This window comes from Paenibacillus sp. Marseille-Q7038, from assembly GCF_965111595.1.
On record NZ_CBCOOM010000001.1, the window covers coordinates 1,749,823 to 1,768,038 of the forward strand.

An 18,216-nucleotide genomic window follows, 5' to 3' on the forward strand; every position below is an offset into this window, starting at 1 on the left:
GCTAGTGAACATAAAAACATATCAAGTAATCTGCTCTATCCTTACGGCAGTCGTCTTAAACCCAGGCATTTTGCAAAAAGGATCTAGCTCTGCTCGAGTGGCCCGGTTGACATTTTGCACACCACCCCAATGCATCGGTACAAACAAAGTGTCCTTTCGAATCTGGTCATTAAAACGACATCTTACCTGAAACGCCCCATAACGCGACGAAATCTTTACCCATTTCTGATCCTCGATCCTATAATGCCGCGCGGTTTCCGGATGAACTTCCACATAACTTTCTACTTGCCTTGATAAAAGTGTCCGACTGAACCTTGTCTGTACCCCAGTCAAATAATGGGATAGCACTCGGCCGTTCGTTAGCATGAGAGGGTAACTTGCTGTAACCCTTTCCTGCCGTACATCACTTTGCTGAAAAGTAAACACGGCTCTGCCGTCTGAATGAGCAAACCTCTCTTCAAAGATCCGACCTGAACCGGCATCATCTTCCGATCTACATGGCCAATAGATTCCTTCTTCCTTACGAAGCCGGTCATACGTAATACCATAATAATCGGCTATTCCTCCACGGCTAGCTAACCGAAGTTCATCAAAGATTTCCTCGCTAGAAGAGTAATCAAAATGCTCCCCTCGATCCAAAGCAATCGCCAACTCTCTTAAAATCTCCCAGTCCTGTTTACACTCTCCCGGCGGTGATACCGCAGCTTCACGAAGCAGTACTCTTCCTTCAAGATTCGTTAATGTGCCTGTGTTTTCAAAATACGAAGTTACCGGAAGCACGACATCTGCTAATTGTGCTGTTTCAGATAGGAACATATCCGCTACTACCAAGAAGGGAATGTTCTTCATCGCTTCTTCTACAAATACAGCATTCGGATTAGACACGATAGGATTCGATCCCATCACGAATAACGCCTCCATACTACCTTTATCAATAAGCTCCATCATTTCATAGGCAGAAACCCCTTTTCTCGGCAACTGATCGGGAGTCACTCCCCATACGGAAGCCACGTACGCTCGATCCTCATCATTCTCTATGGAACGATACCCGGGGAGTTGATCTGCCTTTTGCCCGTGTTCTCTTCCGCCTTGGCCATTGCCTTGACCTGTAACAGCTCCGTATCCACAACCTTCTCTGCCGATATTTCCCGTTGCCAGCAGTAAATTAATAAAATGTCTTACCGCCAGATGTCCATCTGTCTGCTGTTCCACACCTCTTGCTGTAAGCACCATGCCGGTCTTTGCTTTGCCGAACATTTGTGCCGCACGTCTAATCTTCTCTTCGTCTATCCCTGTCGTTTTTGCAATATCCTGAATGGATAACGAATCCAAATATGATGCTAATTCATCATAATCTCTGGTTCTTTTTTCAATAAAGTTCTTATCTATATGGCCTTGTTCTATCATCATTTTTAAAATTCCATCGGCTAGAAGTAAATCCGTTCCCGGATGTACCGCAAGGTGTAAGTCTGCGATAGTTGCAGTTGAGGTACGGCGCGGATCAATGACAATAATTTGAGCACCACTTGCCTGAGCTCTTGTAAAATATGGCATGAGTGTAGGCTGGCACTCTGCAATATTCGTACCTGCCAAAATAATGCACTCTGCGTGCTCAATATCAGCTAATGGAAAAGTCAGACCGCGATCCATACCGAAAACGGCTGCACCTGCCGAAGCTGCCGCTGACATGCAAAACCTGCCATTATAATCTATATATTTTGTTCTAAGGGCGCGAGCAAATTTGCCTAATAAATAGGCTGTCTCATTCGTTAAAGAACCGCCGCCATATACCCCAATCGCATCCGGTCCTGATTTCAACTGGATTGCTTGTATTCTTTTCCCTATATAATTGGTGGTTTCCTCCCAAGTTGCCCTAATGAACTCACCATCTTTTTTAATTAGAGGATACATGATTCTGCGGGTGCTCTCTGCATGCTGATGTGCATGTAAACCTTTGACACATATTCGCCCTTCTGAGGCCTTGTTATCCCAGCCTTTTACTTCTGTAACTTGATGACTGGTTGCCTCTCCATGTTCGCTGCTTCTACGTAGTTCTTGTCTCGGTTCGATCGTGACCGCTGCCTTGCATTGGACACTACAAAAGGGGCATTGAGTGATGACAGGACCTGTCATTTCGGTCATTACTGAAGTAACATCCCCTATTTCACTGCGTTTTGATGAACACTCTTCCTTTTTCATCCCTGCTCCCCCTTGTTATCTGATCCCGTTTTGATTAATTGATCCTCATTCGTCTTGATCATTTCTCTTGTAATTCCTGGCTGCTCCAATGCCCGCTCACGCAGGTTCATAATACCGATTCGTTCCGTCCACTCCCAAGTTTTTTCGTTAAACCAAGCTTCCTTTTTGTATAATCTCACACATGCCGTTGCAATCTGAATTGCTTCTTCTTTTGTATAAGATAAGCACACAAGTTGCCCTTGTTTTACCGGATGATCAGCGTGACCCCCAATAAAAATTTCATAGCCGGCAGGACAGGCTTGAATCGCAATATCATAAAGCAGTATTCCGAATATGGAATCCATCTTTTCAGTTGCAGCGGCTTGGATGGAGTGGGGAAGAATCTGTTCTTCACACCACTCTAAGTATGTAGTAAAATCACGAAGCCGAGGGGATACTGCGGCAGGTTGCTCCTTCTGAGAAGTTTTTATATAAAATGTGATTGCTGCGTTACAGGTTGCACAACCATTCTCATTTTCTAATTCAAGTAACTTTCGAATATCGCAAGGGGTGGTCGTTTCAAGTGATACTTCTCGTGCTTCTTCTAGGGATCCTATATACCGTTTCAATTCTTCGTGTCCTATTGACACGCATGGACAAACGCTTATAGCAGTTTTTTCTTGATTCATCATTCCACTGTTTTCAGCGTCACCCGACAGAGCTACCTTTACTAGTGCTTCTACCATAGGACGGCAACCTCCACATGATCCGGAAGCCTTTGTTTTCTGCTTCACCTGATCAACTGTTGTAAGTCCATCAGTATGCACCGATTTCATAATCGCCAATTTGGAGACCTGGTTGCATGCACACACCATGTCACTAGGCGGCATCGCTTGCACTAGAGCTTCCATTTTATTCTCCGACCTTGGAGTAACAGTTAGTTTAATAAGCTCCTCCGTACTTGCCTGACGGCTTATATACTCAAGCAAGACAGGAGAGTCTGTGGTATCCCCATATAATATGGCTCCTTTCATTCGTCCATCTCGCATCGTTACTTTCTTATATTTATTATTCAGTCGATCATACTCCTGTAGGGCAATTGGGATATCAGACCCGACTTCACCGACCGAAAACACATTCACACCTGATACTTTTAATTTGGAGTAAGGAATGGAGCCTCTGTACGGCTCCGTCCTTTGCTCACATAATGTTCTAGCGAGAATTCTGGCTTGTTCATAAAGAGGCGCGACTAGACCATAACAAATTCCCTGATGCTCTGCACATTCGCCTACTGCATAGACATCTACATCGCTTGTTTGTAAATAATCATTTACGATGATGCCTCGGCCTATTTCTAGTCCGCTATTCTTCGCCAGTTCAACATTAGGTCTAATCCCTACAGCAAAAACAATCAAATCTGCGTCAAGTTTACTTCCATTAGCCAATCGAATTCCTTTTGCTCTATTGCTGCCCACGATTTGTACGGTTCGTTGCCCTAGTCTGAATTTCATACCTTGTGCTTCAAGTTCCAATTGAAGCAACTCCGCGGACATGGAATCCAATTGACGATTCATCAAAAAAGCTGCATTATGAATGACCTCCGTTTCCATTCCAAGATGAAGCAGTCCTCTTGCAGCTTCCAGACCTAGAAGTCCACCTCCAATGACAATCGCTTTTTTATATTTTTTTGCGTACTCCATCATGATCATACAGTCATCCATGCTTCGAAAAGTAATTACTCCTTCCTGATCTGCACCCGGAATCGGGGGAATGAATGCTGATGAACCCGTAGCGATCAAAAGTACGTCGTAATGAAGTTTCCTTCCGGACTCCGTTTCAATCATTTTTTCCTTACGTCTGATTTGGGTCACTCGCTCTCCTGCGTATAGATAAATTCCATTCTCTTCATACCAAGCCCAATCATGAAGGATGATATCCTCAAATGAGGTTCCTCCTTGAAGTACCTTCGATAGTTCGATACGGTTATAGCTCGGTCTAGGCTCAGCACCGAGCACCGAAATCACAAAACGATCTTTATTGATCTTCAGGATTTCCTCTATACATTTCATTCCTGCCATACCGTTACCGATGACGACTAATTGTTTTTTCACTGGATTAGCCCCCTATTTATCCATCTCATCGAAGTCATGCCTACCTATAGGAATCAAGTATAAAAGAACAAAAAAGCCCCTTTTCCATAGAAAAGGGGCTACGTTGCCTCTCAAAACAGCACGTCGTTGTGCTGAACTTGTATAAAAAACGGAACTGATAAGAAAAGAATATAACACGATGATATCAGTGTCAATATTTTTAACATCGTTTATGTATTATTTTGATTTTTCACAAATTTGCGTTAAGTATATTGACATCCAAGAATACTGTTTCTATAATCCAGTGTAAGTCATTCAAATTAAATACATCGTTGATTCACAAAGAAGTGAATCATATTTACACGGCAATGAAGCCGCAATTTCGTTCCTTTATTACAGGACGAATTGCGGCTTTTTGGTTTTTTAAATGAAAATAAAAGGAGAGAATCATGATGAAGACAAAAAGTTTTTGGGAAAGCGGGCATAAGCCTACACTCCTCGGCTCATTTTTATATTTTGATATCAGTTTTATGATCTGGGGTTTAATCGGTCCCCTAAGCGTTATCATTGCATCTGACTATCCGATGGATGCCGTACAAAAAGCAAATCTTGTTGCACTCCCGATTCTCAGCGGCTCTATTTTAAGACTTGTCTTTGGTTATTTATCGGACCATATCGGTCCCAAACTTACAGCTCAGATCGGCATGACGCTTACTTTTGTCCCCCTGCTGCTGGGCTGGCAGTGGGTTACTTCACTAGATCAACTGTACATCGTTGCCTTATTGCTCGGTATAGCCGGCGCCTCTTTCGCCGCTGCCCTGCCTCTCGCTAGTCAGTGGTATCCAAAAGAACATCAAGGACTGGCCATGGGAATTGCGGGTGCGGGAAATAGCGGAACCGTACTTGCCACCCTTTTTGCAAACCGACTGGCTACGCATTTTGGAAGCTGGGAGGTCGTGTTTGGGATTGCCATGATCCCCATTATGATTGTATTTATTCTTTTCACGATTTTTGCCAAAAACAGCCCCCATCGCCCAGCACCTAAAACCTTATCGCAGTACGCAACAGTACTTCGTCAAAAAGACACCCTCATTCTTTGTTTGTTCTATTGCGTAACCTTCGGAGGATTCGTGGGTTTATCCAATTATTTAACGATCTTCTTTAATACACAGTACGGTCTGTCCGCTGTAAGAGCAGCAGATATTGCTACCTTCTGCATTATTGCAGGCAGCTTCTTCAGACCTGTAGGAGGATTTCTATCCGATCGATTTGGCGGGACTCGTATTCTTACGATTCTTTATGCGGGTGCAGGGATCATGTTGGCAGCAGTCTCCTTTTTACCACCGCTTCCGGTCGTTATTGCACTTTTGTTTGTCGGCATGATGTGTCTTGGGGCCGGTAACGGTTCGGTCTTCCAACTTGTTCCCTTACGATTCGGATCAGAGATTGGACTAATGACAGGTATTGTCGGTGCAGCCGGGGGACTTGGGGGATATGCCTTGCCCCTCTTACTCGGTAACCTATATAAATCACTTGGATCCTATACAGCAGGATTTCTCATCCTTAGTGTTATCGCTGTGCTATCCTCTATCCTTGTCTTTACAATGAGTTTGCAGTGGAGAAGAACGTGGCTGAAAAACCAGTTAAAAACAAAACTCGACAATGGCACGGCCTTAACTACTACTGGAGAAATGAAAATATAACCATACAAAATGACAAAAGGGCAGAAGATCTTGATCAAGGTCTTCTGCCTTTTGTATGTTCCCTTTATTATTCCTCTAATCTATAGCCCTGTTTAGTACATCGCTCCATAAAAGAAACCCGTGATCATCATCACGGGCTTTCTTCGATAATATATAGTCATCCTATCTACTTCCTCACACCTGATTCATCATATTGTTACATATACAATACCACTCGGAGGGTCAACTTCCACAAGATAAGTTGAGACTTCCCCATCGTCAGGGGCTTGAACCTTGCCACTGGTTAGATGAATTTTCCAGTCATGGAGGGGGCAATGCACCATTTTTCCGCATACCATGCCCTCTGACAATTTGCCCCCCTTATGTGGACAGCGATTCTCCAGTGCTTTGATGGTTCCATCGCTGAGTCTAAATAAGGCAATTTCCGTATTTTCGATCGTTACAACCCTTGTTCCCAGCGTGTCGATATCGGACTCATGTGCTACTAAATATCTTTGACTCATGTCATCCCCTCCTTCTTCATGCGTTAACTCAAACATGATTCAGTGACTCAAAATTTTTCCTGAGTTCCTTATTTTCCGCAATCTCCTTCCAAGGATCTACCGTATGCTCAAGGGTCTCTTTCAGTCGAGCGACAAGCTCCGATCTATACACTGAATCTGCTAGAGCATCCTTAGTGGCAACAATCCCTACACGATCCAGCCAGTGAGAGGTTCGCTCACTCCAGCTCGCTTGTTCTCGGTAATATTGAATAAAGGCTCCCGCCCACTCTAGCACTTCATCCTCTGTCTTCACCGTACAGAGCAGCTCTCCTGCTCGTACCTTGATCCCTCCGTTACCTCCAACATAAAGTTCCCAAGCCCCATCAATGGCTACTACGCCAAAATCCTTGATAATGGACTCTGCACAGTTTCTTGGGCAGCCTGATACTGCCATTTTTACTTTATGAGGCGTATTCAGTCTTTCAAATGCTTTTTCAAGACGTATCCCTAAAGCAATGGCATCCTGTGTTCCAAATCTACAGAACGTAGATCCTACACACGTTTTTACTGTACGGAGTGTTTTACCATAGGCATGCCCAGAGGGCATAGCAAGATCTTCCCACATGCTTGGCAAATCTTCCTTCTTCACACCTAGTAAATCCAGACGCTGCCCACCTGTAAACTTCACCATGGGTACATCATACTTCTCTGCTACTTCCGCAATTTTCTTGAGTTCACTTGGTGAGGTGACCCCGCCGTAAATACGTGGTACTACAGAGAAAGTGCCATCCTTCTGGATGTTCGCATGATATCGTTCGTTCGTAAATCTCGATTCTTTCTCATCCACGTATTCTCCTGGCCAGAGCATACCAAGATAGTAATTAAGAGCAGGCCTGCATTTCGTGCAGCCTTCTGGCTCATTCCATTCCATCACATACATAACTTCCTTCACCGTCTTAAGCCCCATTTCCTTTATGCCATTAATGATCTCCTCTCGGTCAAGTGAGGTACATGAGCAGATCCCTTCTTTTAATTTTATCGTGGCTTCTTCTCCTGCATAAGCAGTAATTAGCTGCTCTACAATCGGTTTACAACCTCCGCAAGACCCCGAAGCTTTGGTGCAGTTTTTCACTTCCGCTACACTGTGACAACCTTGCTCAATCGCATCTAGAATGATCTTTTTTGTCACACCATTGCATCCGCAGACAATTTCATCCTCACTCATCTCGAGTATTTTAGTGCCTCCGGAAGAGCCATTCGTCTTCATACCAAGCAAAAGTTCTTTTTCCCGTCCTGAGACCGATTCCGCGCTTCGAATAATCGAGAATAAAGACGGACCGTCATTGGTATCGCCGAAAAGCACAGCTCCGACCAGCCGATCTCCGCGAAGAACAATCTTTTTATATATGCCATCCACTTCATCCTGATATCGAATGGAATGTGTATCTTCTGCATCCAAAAAATCACCTGCTGAAAATACGTCAACTCCAGAAATCTTCAGTTTAGTAGAGGTTACTGAACCACGATATCCTTCATGTTCTAATCCTGATAAATGCTTAGCAAGAACACTGCCTTGCTCATAGAGCGGAGCGACCAGGCCATAGGTTATACCATTATGCTCAGCACATTCTCCAACGGCATATACATCTTTTATGCTCGTCTCCATATTGTCATTTACGATAATACCCCTTTTTGTTACCACTCCTGCTTCCTTTGCGAGTAAAATGTTCGGTAATATTCCTACGGCCATGACAACCAGATCGGCTTCAAGCTTCTCACCATCACTAAATCTGATCCCCTTTACACGTTTCCTTCCCGTCACCTCTGATGTATGTTTGTTTACTAGAAATTTCATTCCTTGCTGTTCTAGCTCTTTACGAAGCATCCTTGATGCAGGTACGTCGATTTGCCGATTCATTAAATACTCACTATTATGAATAACTGTAACTTCCATGCCCAGATTCAGAAGTCCACGAGCTGCCTCAAGGCCCAAAAGTCCACCGCCAATCACCGCAGCCTTTTTATATTCTTGAGACGATTTGAGCATCATTTCGCAATCCCTTATATCCCTGAAGCCGATAACCCCTTTCTTATTCGCACCTGGCAAAGGGAGGATAAATGCATTCGATCCGGTCGCAAAGATCAATTGGTCATAAGACTCTATGATTCCAGAAGAAGATGTGACTGTTTTCTTCAGCGTATTTATTTCCGTTACAGGATCACCCGTATAAAGGCGAATCTGATTTTCTTCATACCAAGCATAGTCATTCAGAATTATGTCATCTACCGAAGTACCACCAGCAAGTACCGAAGATAACAGGATACGATTGTAATTTGGATGAGCTTCTTCTCCGAACACCGTAATTTCGTATTTATCTGGTGCAAGCTTAAGCAAATGTTCCAAGGTACGTATTCCGGCCATTCCGTTCCCTATAAGTACAAGCTTGTTACGACGATTCATAAAATGCCACACCCTTTCTAAACCTCTATTTAATAAAAAAAGCCTGCCACGCTATAGGAGAACATATTTGTTCCCTAACTATTAAGCGAGGACAGGCTTCATTGCCATACCTAGACGAATACGCCATTGTATTCGCGGACGTTTATGAAATTGATGTTATAACTATAAATCGGCTCCAAACTTATGTCAATATACATGACGCAATTATCTTAATCACACCTATATTTATTCCTTTAAATAATTTCAAGTGAGGTTATCTAACAAATTTAAGTTGATTTTTGGAAATAAACAGGAGAAAATGAACAGAAAGATCTAACGAACGAAAATTCCGATATTTAGACATTCAGGGGGGCCGATCCTTCTATGCGTTCTTTGTTACTTGTAGAAACCAATGACCAAGGTATGGAGATGTCACATGAGCTTCTAAGTCCAGAAAAGTTGCTTACATCTAGTGGATATCTTGTTCATGTTGTGAGTAATGAAGTCGAGATCCATACATTTCTTCCCAAGACGGACGCTGTCATCCTACATTTGCCGGTTGGTGATATTAGGCTGTGGACGGAGAAGCTTATCCAACTCAAGTCCCTTCCCATTCTATGGTGGTGCAGTCCAGATGCAGCGGAATCCTCTATAACTTCCTGTGAAGTTGATGTACCTATCGATGGGGTTCTGACTCCTTCCATGAAAGAATACGAACTGGATTGGGCACTTCACTTCAGTGAAAAACGTTATTTTGAACGACAGGAATGGGCTAGTGAACGCAAACAGTTGCTTACTCGAATTGAAGATCGTAAATGGATTGATATGGCAAAAGGGATACTCACTGAAATTAACAAAATTAGTGAATCTGATGCTTATGATCTACTACGTAAAAAGGCAATGAATGAACGAATGCGAATTGTGGATGTCGCGATTTCTATCGTAAAAGCACATCAAATGCTGAAACTGTAAGTTTCGAAGGGGGTATCCGCATGAACATGATTCATTACTTAAAAGAAGTCGGCAGAGGTAAAAGAGGATCACGTGATCTCACTTACGAGGAGGCAGCTGTATGTGCAGAACTGATCTTGTCTGGCATCTCTACTCCTGCACAGACCGGAGCCTTTCTGGCCTCAGAAAGATTAAAGTTAGAAAGCGCCGAAGAACTGAAAGCATTCGTTGATGTATGTCGAAAAAATGCGGACCGTTCATACCAACACGCAGGTATTGATTTTGCTGGGCCGTACGATGGGCGAAATCAATCTTTTTACGCTTCGCTCGCAACCGCATTTGTAGTTGCAGCCGCAGGTGTCAAGGTTACAATACACGGATCTGATCCGATTCCTCCCAAATGGGGGGTAACCTACTCCCTTCTATTCAAGTCTCTTGGTATAGACACAACCATGATTCCAGCAAAGAACATGATTTATGCCGCAGAAGAAAGTGGCGTGCGTTTTGCAGTTGCTGAAAGATATGGAGGCAACCTCAACAAAATCCGTCTCCTTCGAGAAGAAATTGGACTGAGGTCCATTTTTAACACAGCAGAGAAGCTGATAGACTATAGCCACTCCCCTTATCTTGTTCTCGGTATTTTTCATAACACGGTATTAAAAAAAACAGCAAATGTACTGACCGACTTAAACTATCGACGTGCGATGATTATACAGGGATCAGAAGGCTCCGAAGATTTGCATATCCATAGACCTACCAGAACCTACCTTATTGATCAAGGAGAATCGACTCTTCAGGTTCTTGATCCTGAAATGTATGGAATCGATTCTTATGTGCCTGAAGTGGAATGGACTGCAGACAAACAGGCTGAAGTGACACTGGATGTTCTTCAAGGAAATGGCTTAATGCCATTCACAAACCAGGTCCTCTTTAATTCGGGAGTAAGACTGTATGTAGCAGAACATACCAATTCCATAGAAGAGGGGATTTATATAAGCAAATCACTTCTAGAAAGCGGAGCAGCGTGGCGAACTTATCAGCTGTTCTGCTCGTGTATGACAACCTCTATAGAACCAAAAGGAGCCCTAATTGAATAAAAGAACGCAAAATAAGTAAGCCCTTATTCAATGGAATAAGGGCTTTTTTTTGTACTTAAAAGTCTTACAATCAGATCCTTGATCCTTGAGGAGACCTATTATTCCAAAGCGAACCAAAGTAAAATCCTTTATAAAGTATCCTAACAATTTGAGAAAGAATTTTAGGAAATAAATAAAGACAATAAAGAGCGAATAATGTTTTTTTCATCTCTCCTCTTTTTATTGTTAGTTTAACTAATTGTTATTATCTTTTTAAAAGAATCCCCTACTTGTCTCATTAGGTCCTATTGCTCAAAAATCAGTTTTTCCCCGGCTTCAAGTTTAAGCTCATAGTTGCCATCCATAGCAGCACCCAAGGCGGTGTCATATCTACTATGCACCTTACAAGCAGTGATCCAGTCCGGCAGCTGAAGCTTCGTGGTGATTTGGCGATTTGCAATTAGTTCTGCTCGAAATGATCCTGCTGTCCGGTCCCATGTAAGGGATAGGCTGCCTCCCGGTATACACCAGCCATGGATAGACCCCCTGAACCACCGCGCTGGCAATGCTGGTAACAGCTTGATCCATTGCGGTGATACATAGAGCAACATCTCCTGAACCGCATTAATCCACCCTAGATTGGCATCGAGCTGAACGGGTGCTGCGGGCATGGACATACATACCCCCATATTGCGCCAGTCGTTATGAAGGGTAAAACCGTTATTCAACACACAAGAGCGTGCCAGAATATCCAGACATTCTAGGGCACGATCACCATCGCCAAGCCTAGCATATATGGAGGACATATGGGCAAGTGACCAGCCGCTTTGTGCTCCAATTTTTCGCTGATGCACCGCTGTCTCAAAGGCCTCAAACAGTTCTGGCTGCTCCTCCCGATTGACTTCCTGTCCAGGAAAAACAGGATACAGATGCGAAAGATGACGATGATATTGCCGATCTTCAAATGCGGGATGCAGCCACTCTTTCACTGCCCCGTCCCTATTAAGAATATAGGGGGGCAAACGTTCCAGCATGGCTTCCCACCCCGGAATCTCATCGGTATGTATACCTGCGATCCGGCTGGCTTCAATGACATTCTGTAATAATTCCTTAATGATGGCTATATCCATTGTGGCATTGATTGCAGTAGGCATCGGATGGGCGAGTTGCTGCCCATCCTGTGGCATAAAGTTTTCCGGCGTGTTCTCCGGGGAGACGGAAGGATATATGATATATTGCCCGTCTGCATCCAGCACTAGAAAATCTTCATAGAACTGCAGTGCTTCCCTCATAAAGGGCAGAGCCTCTTCAAGTAGAAACTCCATATCGGCCGTATACCGATAATGCTCATAATAATGCCGAGCGAGCCAGCCCGCCCCCCCGGTCCAGTTCATGATAACAGGGACAATCTGATTTGGGACACCCATGCCGGGTGTAGTTCCAGCAGGAATATATATGCCTCTGCAGCCATAGAGCTTGGTTGCGTTATTTCGGAAATCCTCCATCAAACCATTGTAATATCGGAACAAGGACAGATTCAGGTGAGACAACCCTCCAACAGCAGTGTGCCAATACATCATCTGCACATTCTCATTGGCCATGTTATGCCCCCAGATCAGCCGGTAATCCCCTCCCCATAGACCGTATAGTCCAAAAGGTGATTTGCTATGTTCCGAGGTTCCGCTAATAAACAAATACCGGCCGTAAGCCCATAACTTGCGAACTAGCCCCATGGGAGCCTCCCCTTCATAGGCTTCCATGAGTAGCTCTTCATTACTAAGACGGTCACCAGCCGCATCATCAAGTTCAAGCTCAGCGGAGCGAAAAAGCGGCTGATGCAGCTCCGTATGCTTTGCCAATAACTCACCGTAACTTGTGCTAAACAACGCCAGTTCCTGTTTTAATCGTGCCCATTCCTGCTCACGTTTTCCTGAGCAAAACATTTTGACAAGAATAAGTAACTTGCCCGACATTTCAAACTGAAGCTTACTGTCATTGAGTTTATCTTGTTTATCTCTTTGGGCATCATCTGAATTTATATCTATGTTTCCTAAGGAGCTTGAGTAGTTTCTGTCAGCCGGTATCTGTTCCTGAACTGGCTCTTCAGCCACTCTGATCAGGCGGAGTACTGCACCAAAATCTTGTCCGTCTTCATTTTTGCCCCCATAAAACAGGTAATCGTCATCCACTTGGACTGTTATTGACGATTTTAATGCCATGAACTCCTCATCTTCCCGCACACGATCACCTGGATGAAATTGTAGAGCAATTGTTCCTGTAAGCAATAGCTTACTTGCAGCTGATATTCCCGTTTCCTGGTCCGCGTTTGTCTCCTTCAGCTCCTGGCCTTTCAGCTCATAGACGACACAATCATCTGCACGAGAGACGAAAAGGCTTCTTGAATAGCACCGGTTTTTCTCCTCCCAGCGCACATGTACCTCGCCGGTGTCCATATCCAGTTCCCTTCGGTAATTACGAAAAGCGTTGTCACAGGTCATTGACACCGTCAATGCTGCCAGCGGAAAACGGGAAGAAAGCTTGGAAGCATATCCCTTTTCCTGCAGAGTTCGGGTCAGATGCCAGCTTGCCTCTAGATATCGTTCCTCCTCCATCATGAGCCGTGTCTCGGACAATGTATAACTAACATCAGGTAGCTCATCCTTCCGTCCCCAATGCCATAATTCACTGTGCTGCAACAGTACCGTTTCTTCCTGTATGCCGCCTTGGACAGAGGCGCCAATCTTGCCGTTACCGGAAGGAAGTGCCTCACGCCACATCCCCTGCCACCAAGAAGCCGGGTATCTTAACCGTAGCCTGTTTTTGTCCGGCCTTATGTCTGATTGTCCGTTCCTTTCCTTCATGCTTCGAATCCTGCTAGCTTCTCCATTTCAATGCTGGCTAGCAGGAAAGGAGCGACACCCATTTGAACATCGCTTACGATTTGTTCGCTGATGTAATAGGCATATGAACCGTCGCGATATTTCTTGCCGCCTAATCCAGCACCATGACAAATACGGTGCAGGTGCACTCCTTTTTCGTCCTCTGTGACCAATTTCTTCAAAATACCCGCATATGCATTTTCTACGATTCTAGGGTCCACTTCTGCTAAATAATGTAGCCGTTGTCCTTTAGCAAGCGCATAAGTCAACATACACGAAGCAGAAGCCTCTAGATAGTTGCCTTCCCTGCCATTCTGGTCCATTACTTGGTACCACAGCCCGCTCTCCTGATCTTGGGCATGCGCAATCGCTTGAGCCATCCGTTCAAAGATTCCCATGATCTGACCTCGCTGTGGGTGATCGATTGGAAAATGCTCTAGTGCATCCACCACCGCCATTGCATACCAACCCATGGCGCGGCCCCAGACATGAAAGGATTGGCCAGTATCCTTATCGCACCACCGCTGTTCCCTACTCTCATCCCAGGCATGATACAGCAGACCGGTTCGGGGATCGCGAGTCTTCCTTTCGATCAGCAGAATCTGCCGAGCCACTTCATCGAAGCTATCCTGATGATCAAAGGTACTAGCGTATTCCGCCAGAAACGGCGAGGACATATATATTCCGTCCAGCCACATTTGGAACGGATAGATCTTCTTATGCCAGAACCCACCTTCACTTGTACGCGGTTGTCCTTTCAACTGAGCAACCAGTTGCAGAATTGCTTGATAATATTTTTCTTCGCCGGATCGTTTCCACTGGGTGAAGAGGTTTTTACCTTCATTAATCATATCCAAATTGTAATCCTCGAGCCGGTAGGTCCGTATGGTACCATCGCTCTCTATCAGATCATCCATGTGACGGTGAACAAGCTCAGCGTATTTCGGTTCCTCGTTCCATTCGGCTGCACGTTCTAAAGCCATCAGCGTCATCCCGCCTACGTACCCCCACTTTCCTGCAAGCTTCGGATGATCACCGTCCTTACATTCAGAGAGCAGAGTATCTGCAATTTTGACGGACATTCTGCGCATCTGTGAAGTCACCTCTACCAAAGTTTGGGCCATGCAAAATCCCTCCTTTTACTAAGCAAAACCGTATACAGAATTATTTTGAGCTTTCAACCATAGGCAACGTAGATGTATCTTGCGGAAGATCAATGAGATAGACATTGGCGTACCCCGTACGGTCACTTGTAAAAACCATCTGCTCCCCGGAGCCGATAAACCGGGGATGAGCATGCACTTTTTGCGAATGAAAGCTGCAACGCAGCTCACACAGAATCCGTGGAACATCAAATTGTCCATCCGCCATCCTACGCCAAAGGTTCAGGGTCTTTACATTTCCCTTACCGTCAGCCACTGCCTGAGATAATCCGTCTGCATGGGCGTGCCAGGTATCAAAATGAAACTCGGTTTCTTCCAGATCTGAATTATCGTAATTGATAGCTCCGAAGAAATTAGTTCCGTCAGGACGAAAGCCATGATAACCGATCCGATCTCCTTCTGGGAAAAAGAACTCATGCCCCACCATTTCTCCCGGAGCAAACCGTTCACGGATTTTCCAAACCTTACCCGTCTTAAGGTTCAGGCCCCAGATCCGGTGATCCACGAGATGCCAGGGACCTTCATGACAGAAGGTCATTAACCATGGCATAGTAGGCGATGCATTAACATGTGTAATGAAGCAATCGGACTGGTATACCTCTTTCGTCAGGCCTGAGACTAGATCAATGGAAATTATAATGCTAGAAGGTGCGGCCTCCATCAGCTCGCGATGACCGACATATCCGTTGCCAAGATCTAAATCTAGTCGGTGAGACAGGTCTTCTTGGATACAAGTCAGAACGGACAGACCGTCTGCTGTGCAGCTGAGATTGCCTATGTTGTAATCGTCAGGGCATTCATACAGCAGTTGCTCCTCAAGTGAGTTCAGGTCTAGAGAAATCACAGCTTTTCCGCGTCTAAGATACGCATGAGTACCCTCTGGATGAAGACAAGCCTCGAGCTGGTCATTATTCTTATAATCTGTAAGCTGCGTAATTTGGCCATTATCCATCAGTACCGAGAACAGATTCGTCGAGTTGCCACGATCCGAGAAGAACAGCAACCGTTTTCCCTTGTCATACCAGCCGTTTTCGGTAAAATACAAATGGTGGCTATGTGCCTTATAATCCGTCAATTGCCGGATGGGCAAACCAGTGATCCGGTCATAATAAATTTTCCATTCTGCAGGAGTAACAGTCCCTTTCACCATGTTGAATTGCTCCTTTCCAAATTGAGTGGCTTATTAATCAGAGCAGGGGCTTAAGTCCTTCCCACTCCACCGACCAGCTTCCGTTCTGCGGAAATCCCGGGTTCTCTTGTTCCTCTTCCCCAGCCCAACCGGCTACCATCATCGCTACTGCCGTTAGAAGACCGCCGTTCCCCGGTAAATACGCCCATAGACCAGGTCTTTGATAGTTGTGACCATTTGGCAAATACGTGTTTTTCGTAGCGTCCATCAGCAAAAAATCCACCGCCATCTCTGGCTCACCCAGTCTAGCCGCTGTCATGGCACACATGGGAAAGTCCCACCCCCAGGCGGATTCCCAGTCCCAGCAATCTTTGACCTTAAGCAGTGTATTCCTCATAATCTCTTTATCGATCAGCGATCCTGGCAGCAGTCCAAACGCTCCAACCATCGAAGGATGGTCATGGTTCTTAACGGTAAACGTGTCTGGGCAATTTTCGTGAGCCAGATAGACTCCATTCTCCTGCCGGGGTCTTGCCATTTGTGATGCTACCCTCGCCCAGGCTGGATTAGCTGGATGATCCAGTCGCTCTGCCCACCGAACGGCAATCTCAAGCCCGTATTTCCAGTACTCCAGTTCATATGGCGGATTCAGGCTGTCACTCATTGCATGATTCTCCTGCGCAGGGATCAGCGGCGGACCTAGCACATAGGCTTTTCTTTCCATATCCCAATAAGCGTAGGACACCATAAAATCAGCCGCTTCAAATACAATATCTCTATAATGTTCCAACACGGATCGCTCATGCCCTGCTACATAACACATTTCGGCCAATGCCATTGGATGCGGCTGTTGCCAGATCAAGCCTGGGGCTACCGGTGACGGGGTTTGCCGTCCATTATAGCCAACCATTTTAGGCCAGCGCGCTCCCTCATAGCCTTGGGAACGGGCAAGTTCACGAGCTTCTGGCAGGATGCTTAGATACCAGTTCATACTGCGTCGCAGCAAGTCGGTACGGTTCCAGAGCGGGAAATGCGCTGCATGCCACCAGTGCATCTCCAAATGCACTTTTCCAAACCAGCTGTTGTACATATACCCTGTTTCCTGCGGAGGCATGGAGCCTCCACTGTGCACAGCGCATAGGAACTGGGAAAGTACAACCCTTCGCTCGAGCTCAGCAGCTCGGGGATCTCTACTTCCGGAAAAGTCTAAAGCTCCCCCGCTGTTCCAAAATCTCTCCCAGTAGATTTCGCTTGTGTTTAGAACTGTATCAGCAGGGTGGGCCTTCGGTTCTTGCGCAGCAAACGCTACACTGCAGGACCAACTTTCAGAGTCATGGACCGCTTCCGGTATTAACGTGAATTCATGAGGACCCGTTTGCTTAAGACGACCCGCATCCCAGATCCATTTCACTGTATATTCATCTTCATCCAGTACACGTTTAATAGAAGTTGAGTCTGGGTTGACCGCAGTCAGCTCTGTAAGGTGTCTACTTTCCTGGTTCCAGTCAGGGAATACTGATTTGGACCAATTTCGATGAGTCATATCAGGTGAAGGGAAAACAAGGAAAATTTGCAGACGTCCCTCACGGATTAATTCGGAGTGCACACGAATGGATATGCAATCTTGCTCCGGGTCACAGGCTGTCTCCACCCGAACCTCGGTTCCCTGTACGGTGAATATACTGTGCAGGATACCGGTCCAGAGATTCAATTCCTGACGTACGGGAACCACATCGATAGCAGTTGCTTCTTCTCCATCTTCCCGCAGCAGTCGAAACGATATTCGCCCAAGCTGAAGACGATGTGGGTTTTGGCGCAGCCAGTGGTAAGCATCTTCCTTGTCTTCCGGTTTCATGGGATACAGCACCTTACGCCCGTAAGTATCAAATGCCTGATAGACGATATCCTGATCTCCATAGATCTCATGTCCGCCTGTATAATGCCAGCCCCAATTGGACTGTGTACCCAGCGGTATTTCATATATATCCGGAAAACTCTGTAGACCCGTAAAGTCAGCGCTGAATGCAAATTCTCCATTGCCAACGGATAAGGGTGATTTTGGCTCTATCTGCGTAAATACCGGATGGTTCCTGGTAACGATCGATTTACGATCCATGAATGACTT

11 protein-coding genes are annotated in these 18,216 nt (G+C 45.4%); 3 read left to right on the top strand and 8 right to left on the bottom strand.

The window, feature by feature from the left end:
* Window positions 1–21 precede the first annotated feature (21 nt).
* Window positions 22–2,142: a molybdopterin oxidoreductase family protein gene (locus ACWPWY_RS08385; protein ID WP_454192835.1), complete on the bottom strand. Its 2,121-nt coding sequence runs from the start codon at window positions 2,140–2,142 to the stop codon at window positions 22–24.
* Window positions 2,143–2,195: 53 nt separating this feature from the next.
* Entirely contained in the window at window positions 2,196–4,289 is a 2,094-nt protein-coding gene (nirB, locus tag ACWPWY_RS08390; RefSeq protein ID WP_454191260.1) for a nitrite reductase large subunit NirB, read from the bottom strand.
* Window positions 4,290–4,720: 431 nt separating this feature from the next.
* Here nirB (ACWPWY_RS08390) and ACWPWY_RS08395 point away from each other — a divergent pair, with 431 nt between their 5' ends.
* On the top strand, window positions 4,721–5,971 hold the full coding sequence (locus ACWPWY_RS08395; protein ID WP_454192836.1) for a nitrate/nitrite transporter: 1,251 nt from the start codon (window positions 4,721–4,723) through the stop codon (window positions 5,969–5,971).
* Window positions 5,972–6,159: 188 nt separating this feature from the next.
* Here the strand turns inward: ACWPWY_RS08395 and nirD are convergent, their stop codons facing one another.
* On the bottom strand, window positions 6,160–6,474 hold the full coding sequence (gene nirD, locus ACWPWY_RS08400) for a nitrite reductase small subunit NirD (protein ID WP_454191261.1): 315 nt from the start codon (window positions 6,472–6,474) through the stop codon (window positions 6,160–6,162).
* Between the two features lie 28 nt (window positions 6,475–6,502).
* A complete protein-coding gene (gene nirB / locus ACWPWY_RS08405) occupies window positions 6,503–8,914 on the bottom strand; it encodes a nitrite reductase large subunit NirB (protein WP_454191262.1) in 2,412 nt (803 codons plus the stop codon).
* Between the two features lie 363 nt (window positions 8,915–9,277).
* On the opposite strand from nirB (ACWPWY_RS08405), the gene ACWPWY_RS08410 reads away from it, so the two are divergent.
* Complete coding sequence (locus tag ACWPWY_RS08410) at window positions 9,278–9,865, top strand: ANTAR domain-containing response regulator (RefSeq protein WP_454191263.1); 588 nt, start codon at window positions 9,278–9,280, stop codon at window positions 9,863–9,865.
* Between the two features lie 20 nt (window positions 9,866–9,885).
* Window positions 9,886–10,941: an anthranilate phosphoribosyltransferase gene (locus ACWPWY_RS08415; RefSeq protein WP_454191264.1), complete on the top strand. Its 1,056-nt coding sequence runs from the start codon at window positions 9,886–9,888 to the stop codon at window positions 10,939–10,941.
* Between the two features lie 284 nt (window positions 10,942–11,225).
* Here the strand turns inward: ACWPWY_RS08415 and ACWPWY_RS08420 are convergent, their stop codons facing one another.
* From ACWPWY_RS08420 to ACWPWY_RS08435, 4 genes are read right to left on the bottom strand one after another with little or no spacing between them, the layout of a single operon-like run.
* Complete coding sequence (locus ACWPWY_RS08420; protein ID WP_454191265.1) at window positions 11,226–13,781, bottom strand: glycosyl hydrolase family 95 catalytic domain-containing protein; 2,556 nt, start codon at window positions 13,779–13,781, stop codon at window positions 11,226–11,228.
* Window positions 13,778–14,923 carry a glycoside hydrolase family 88/105 protein gene (locus ACWPWY_RS08425; RefSeq protein WP_454191266.1) on the bottom strand — a complete coding sequence of 382 codons (1,146 nt, stop codon included), beginning with the start codon at window positions 14,921–14,923 and terminating at the stop codon, window positions 13,778–13,780. Before ACWPWY_RS08425 ends, ACWPWY_RS08420 begins: the two co-directional genes overlap by 4 nt.
* 40 nt (window positions 14,924–14,963) lie before the next feature.
* Complete coding sequence (locus ACWPWY_RS08430) at window positions 14,964–16,112, bottom strand: oligogalacturonate lyase family protein (protein ID WP_454191267.1); 1,149 nt, start codon at window positions 16,110–16,112, stop codon at window positions 14,964–14,966.
* Between the two features lie 37 nt (window positions 16,113–16,149).
* The gene (locus ACWPWY_RS08435; protein ID WP_454191268.1) at window positions 16,150–18,207 is read right to left on the bottom strand and encodes a glycoside hydrolase family 65; all 2,058 of its coding nucleotides are present in this window, start codon (window positions 18,205–18,207) and stop codon (window positions 16,150–16,152) included.
* Window positions 18,208–18,216: the final 9 nt, after the last annotated feature.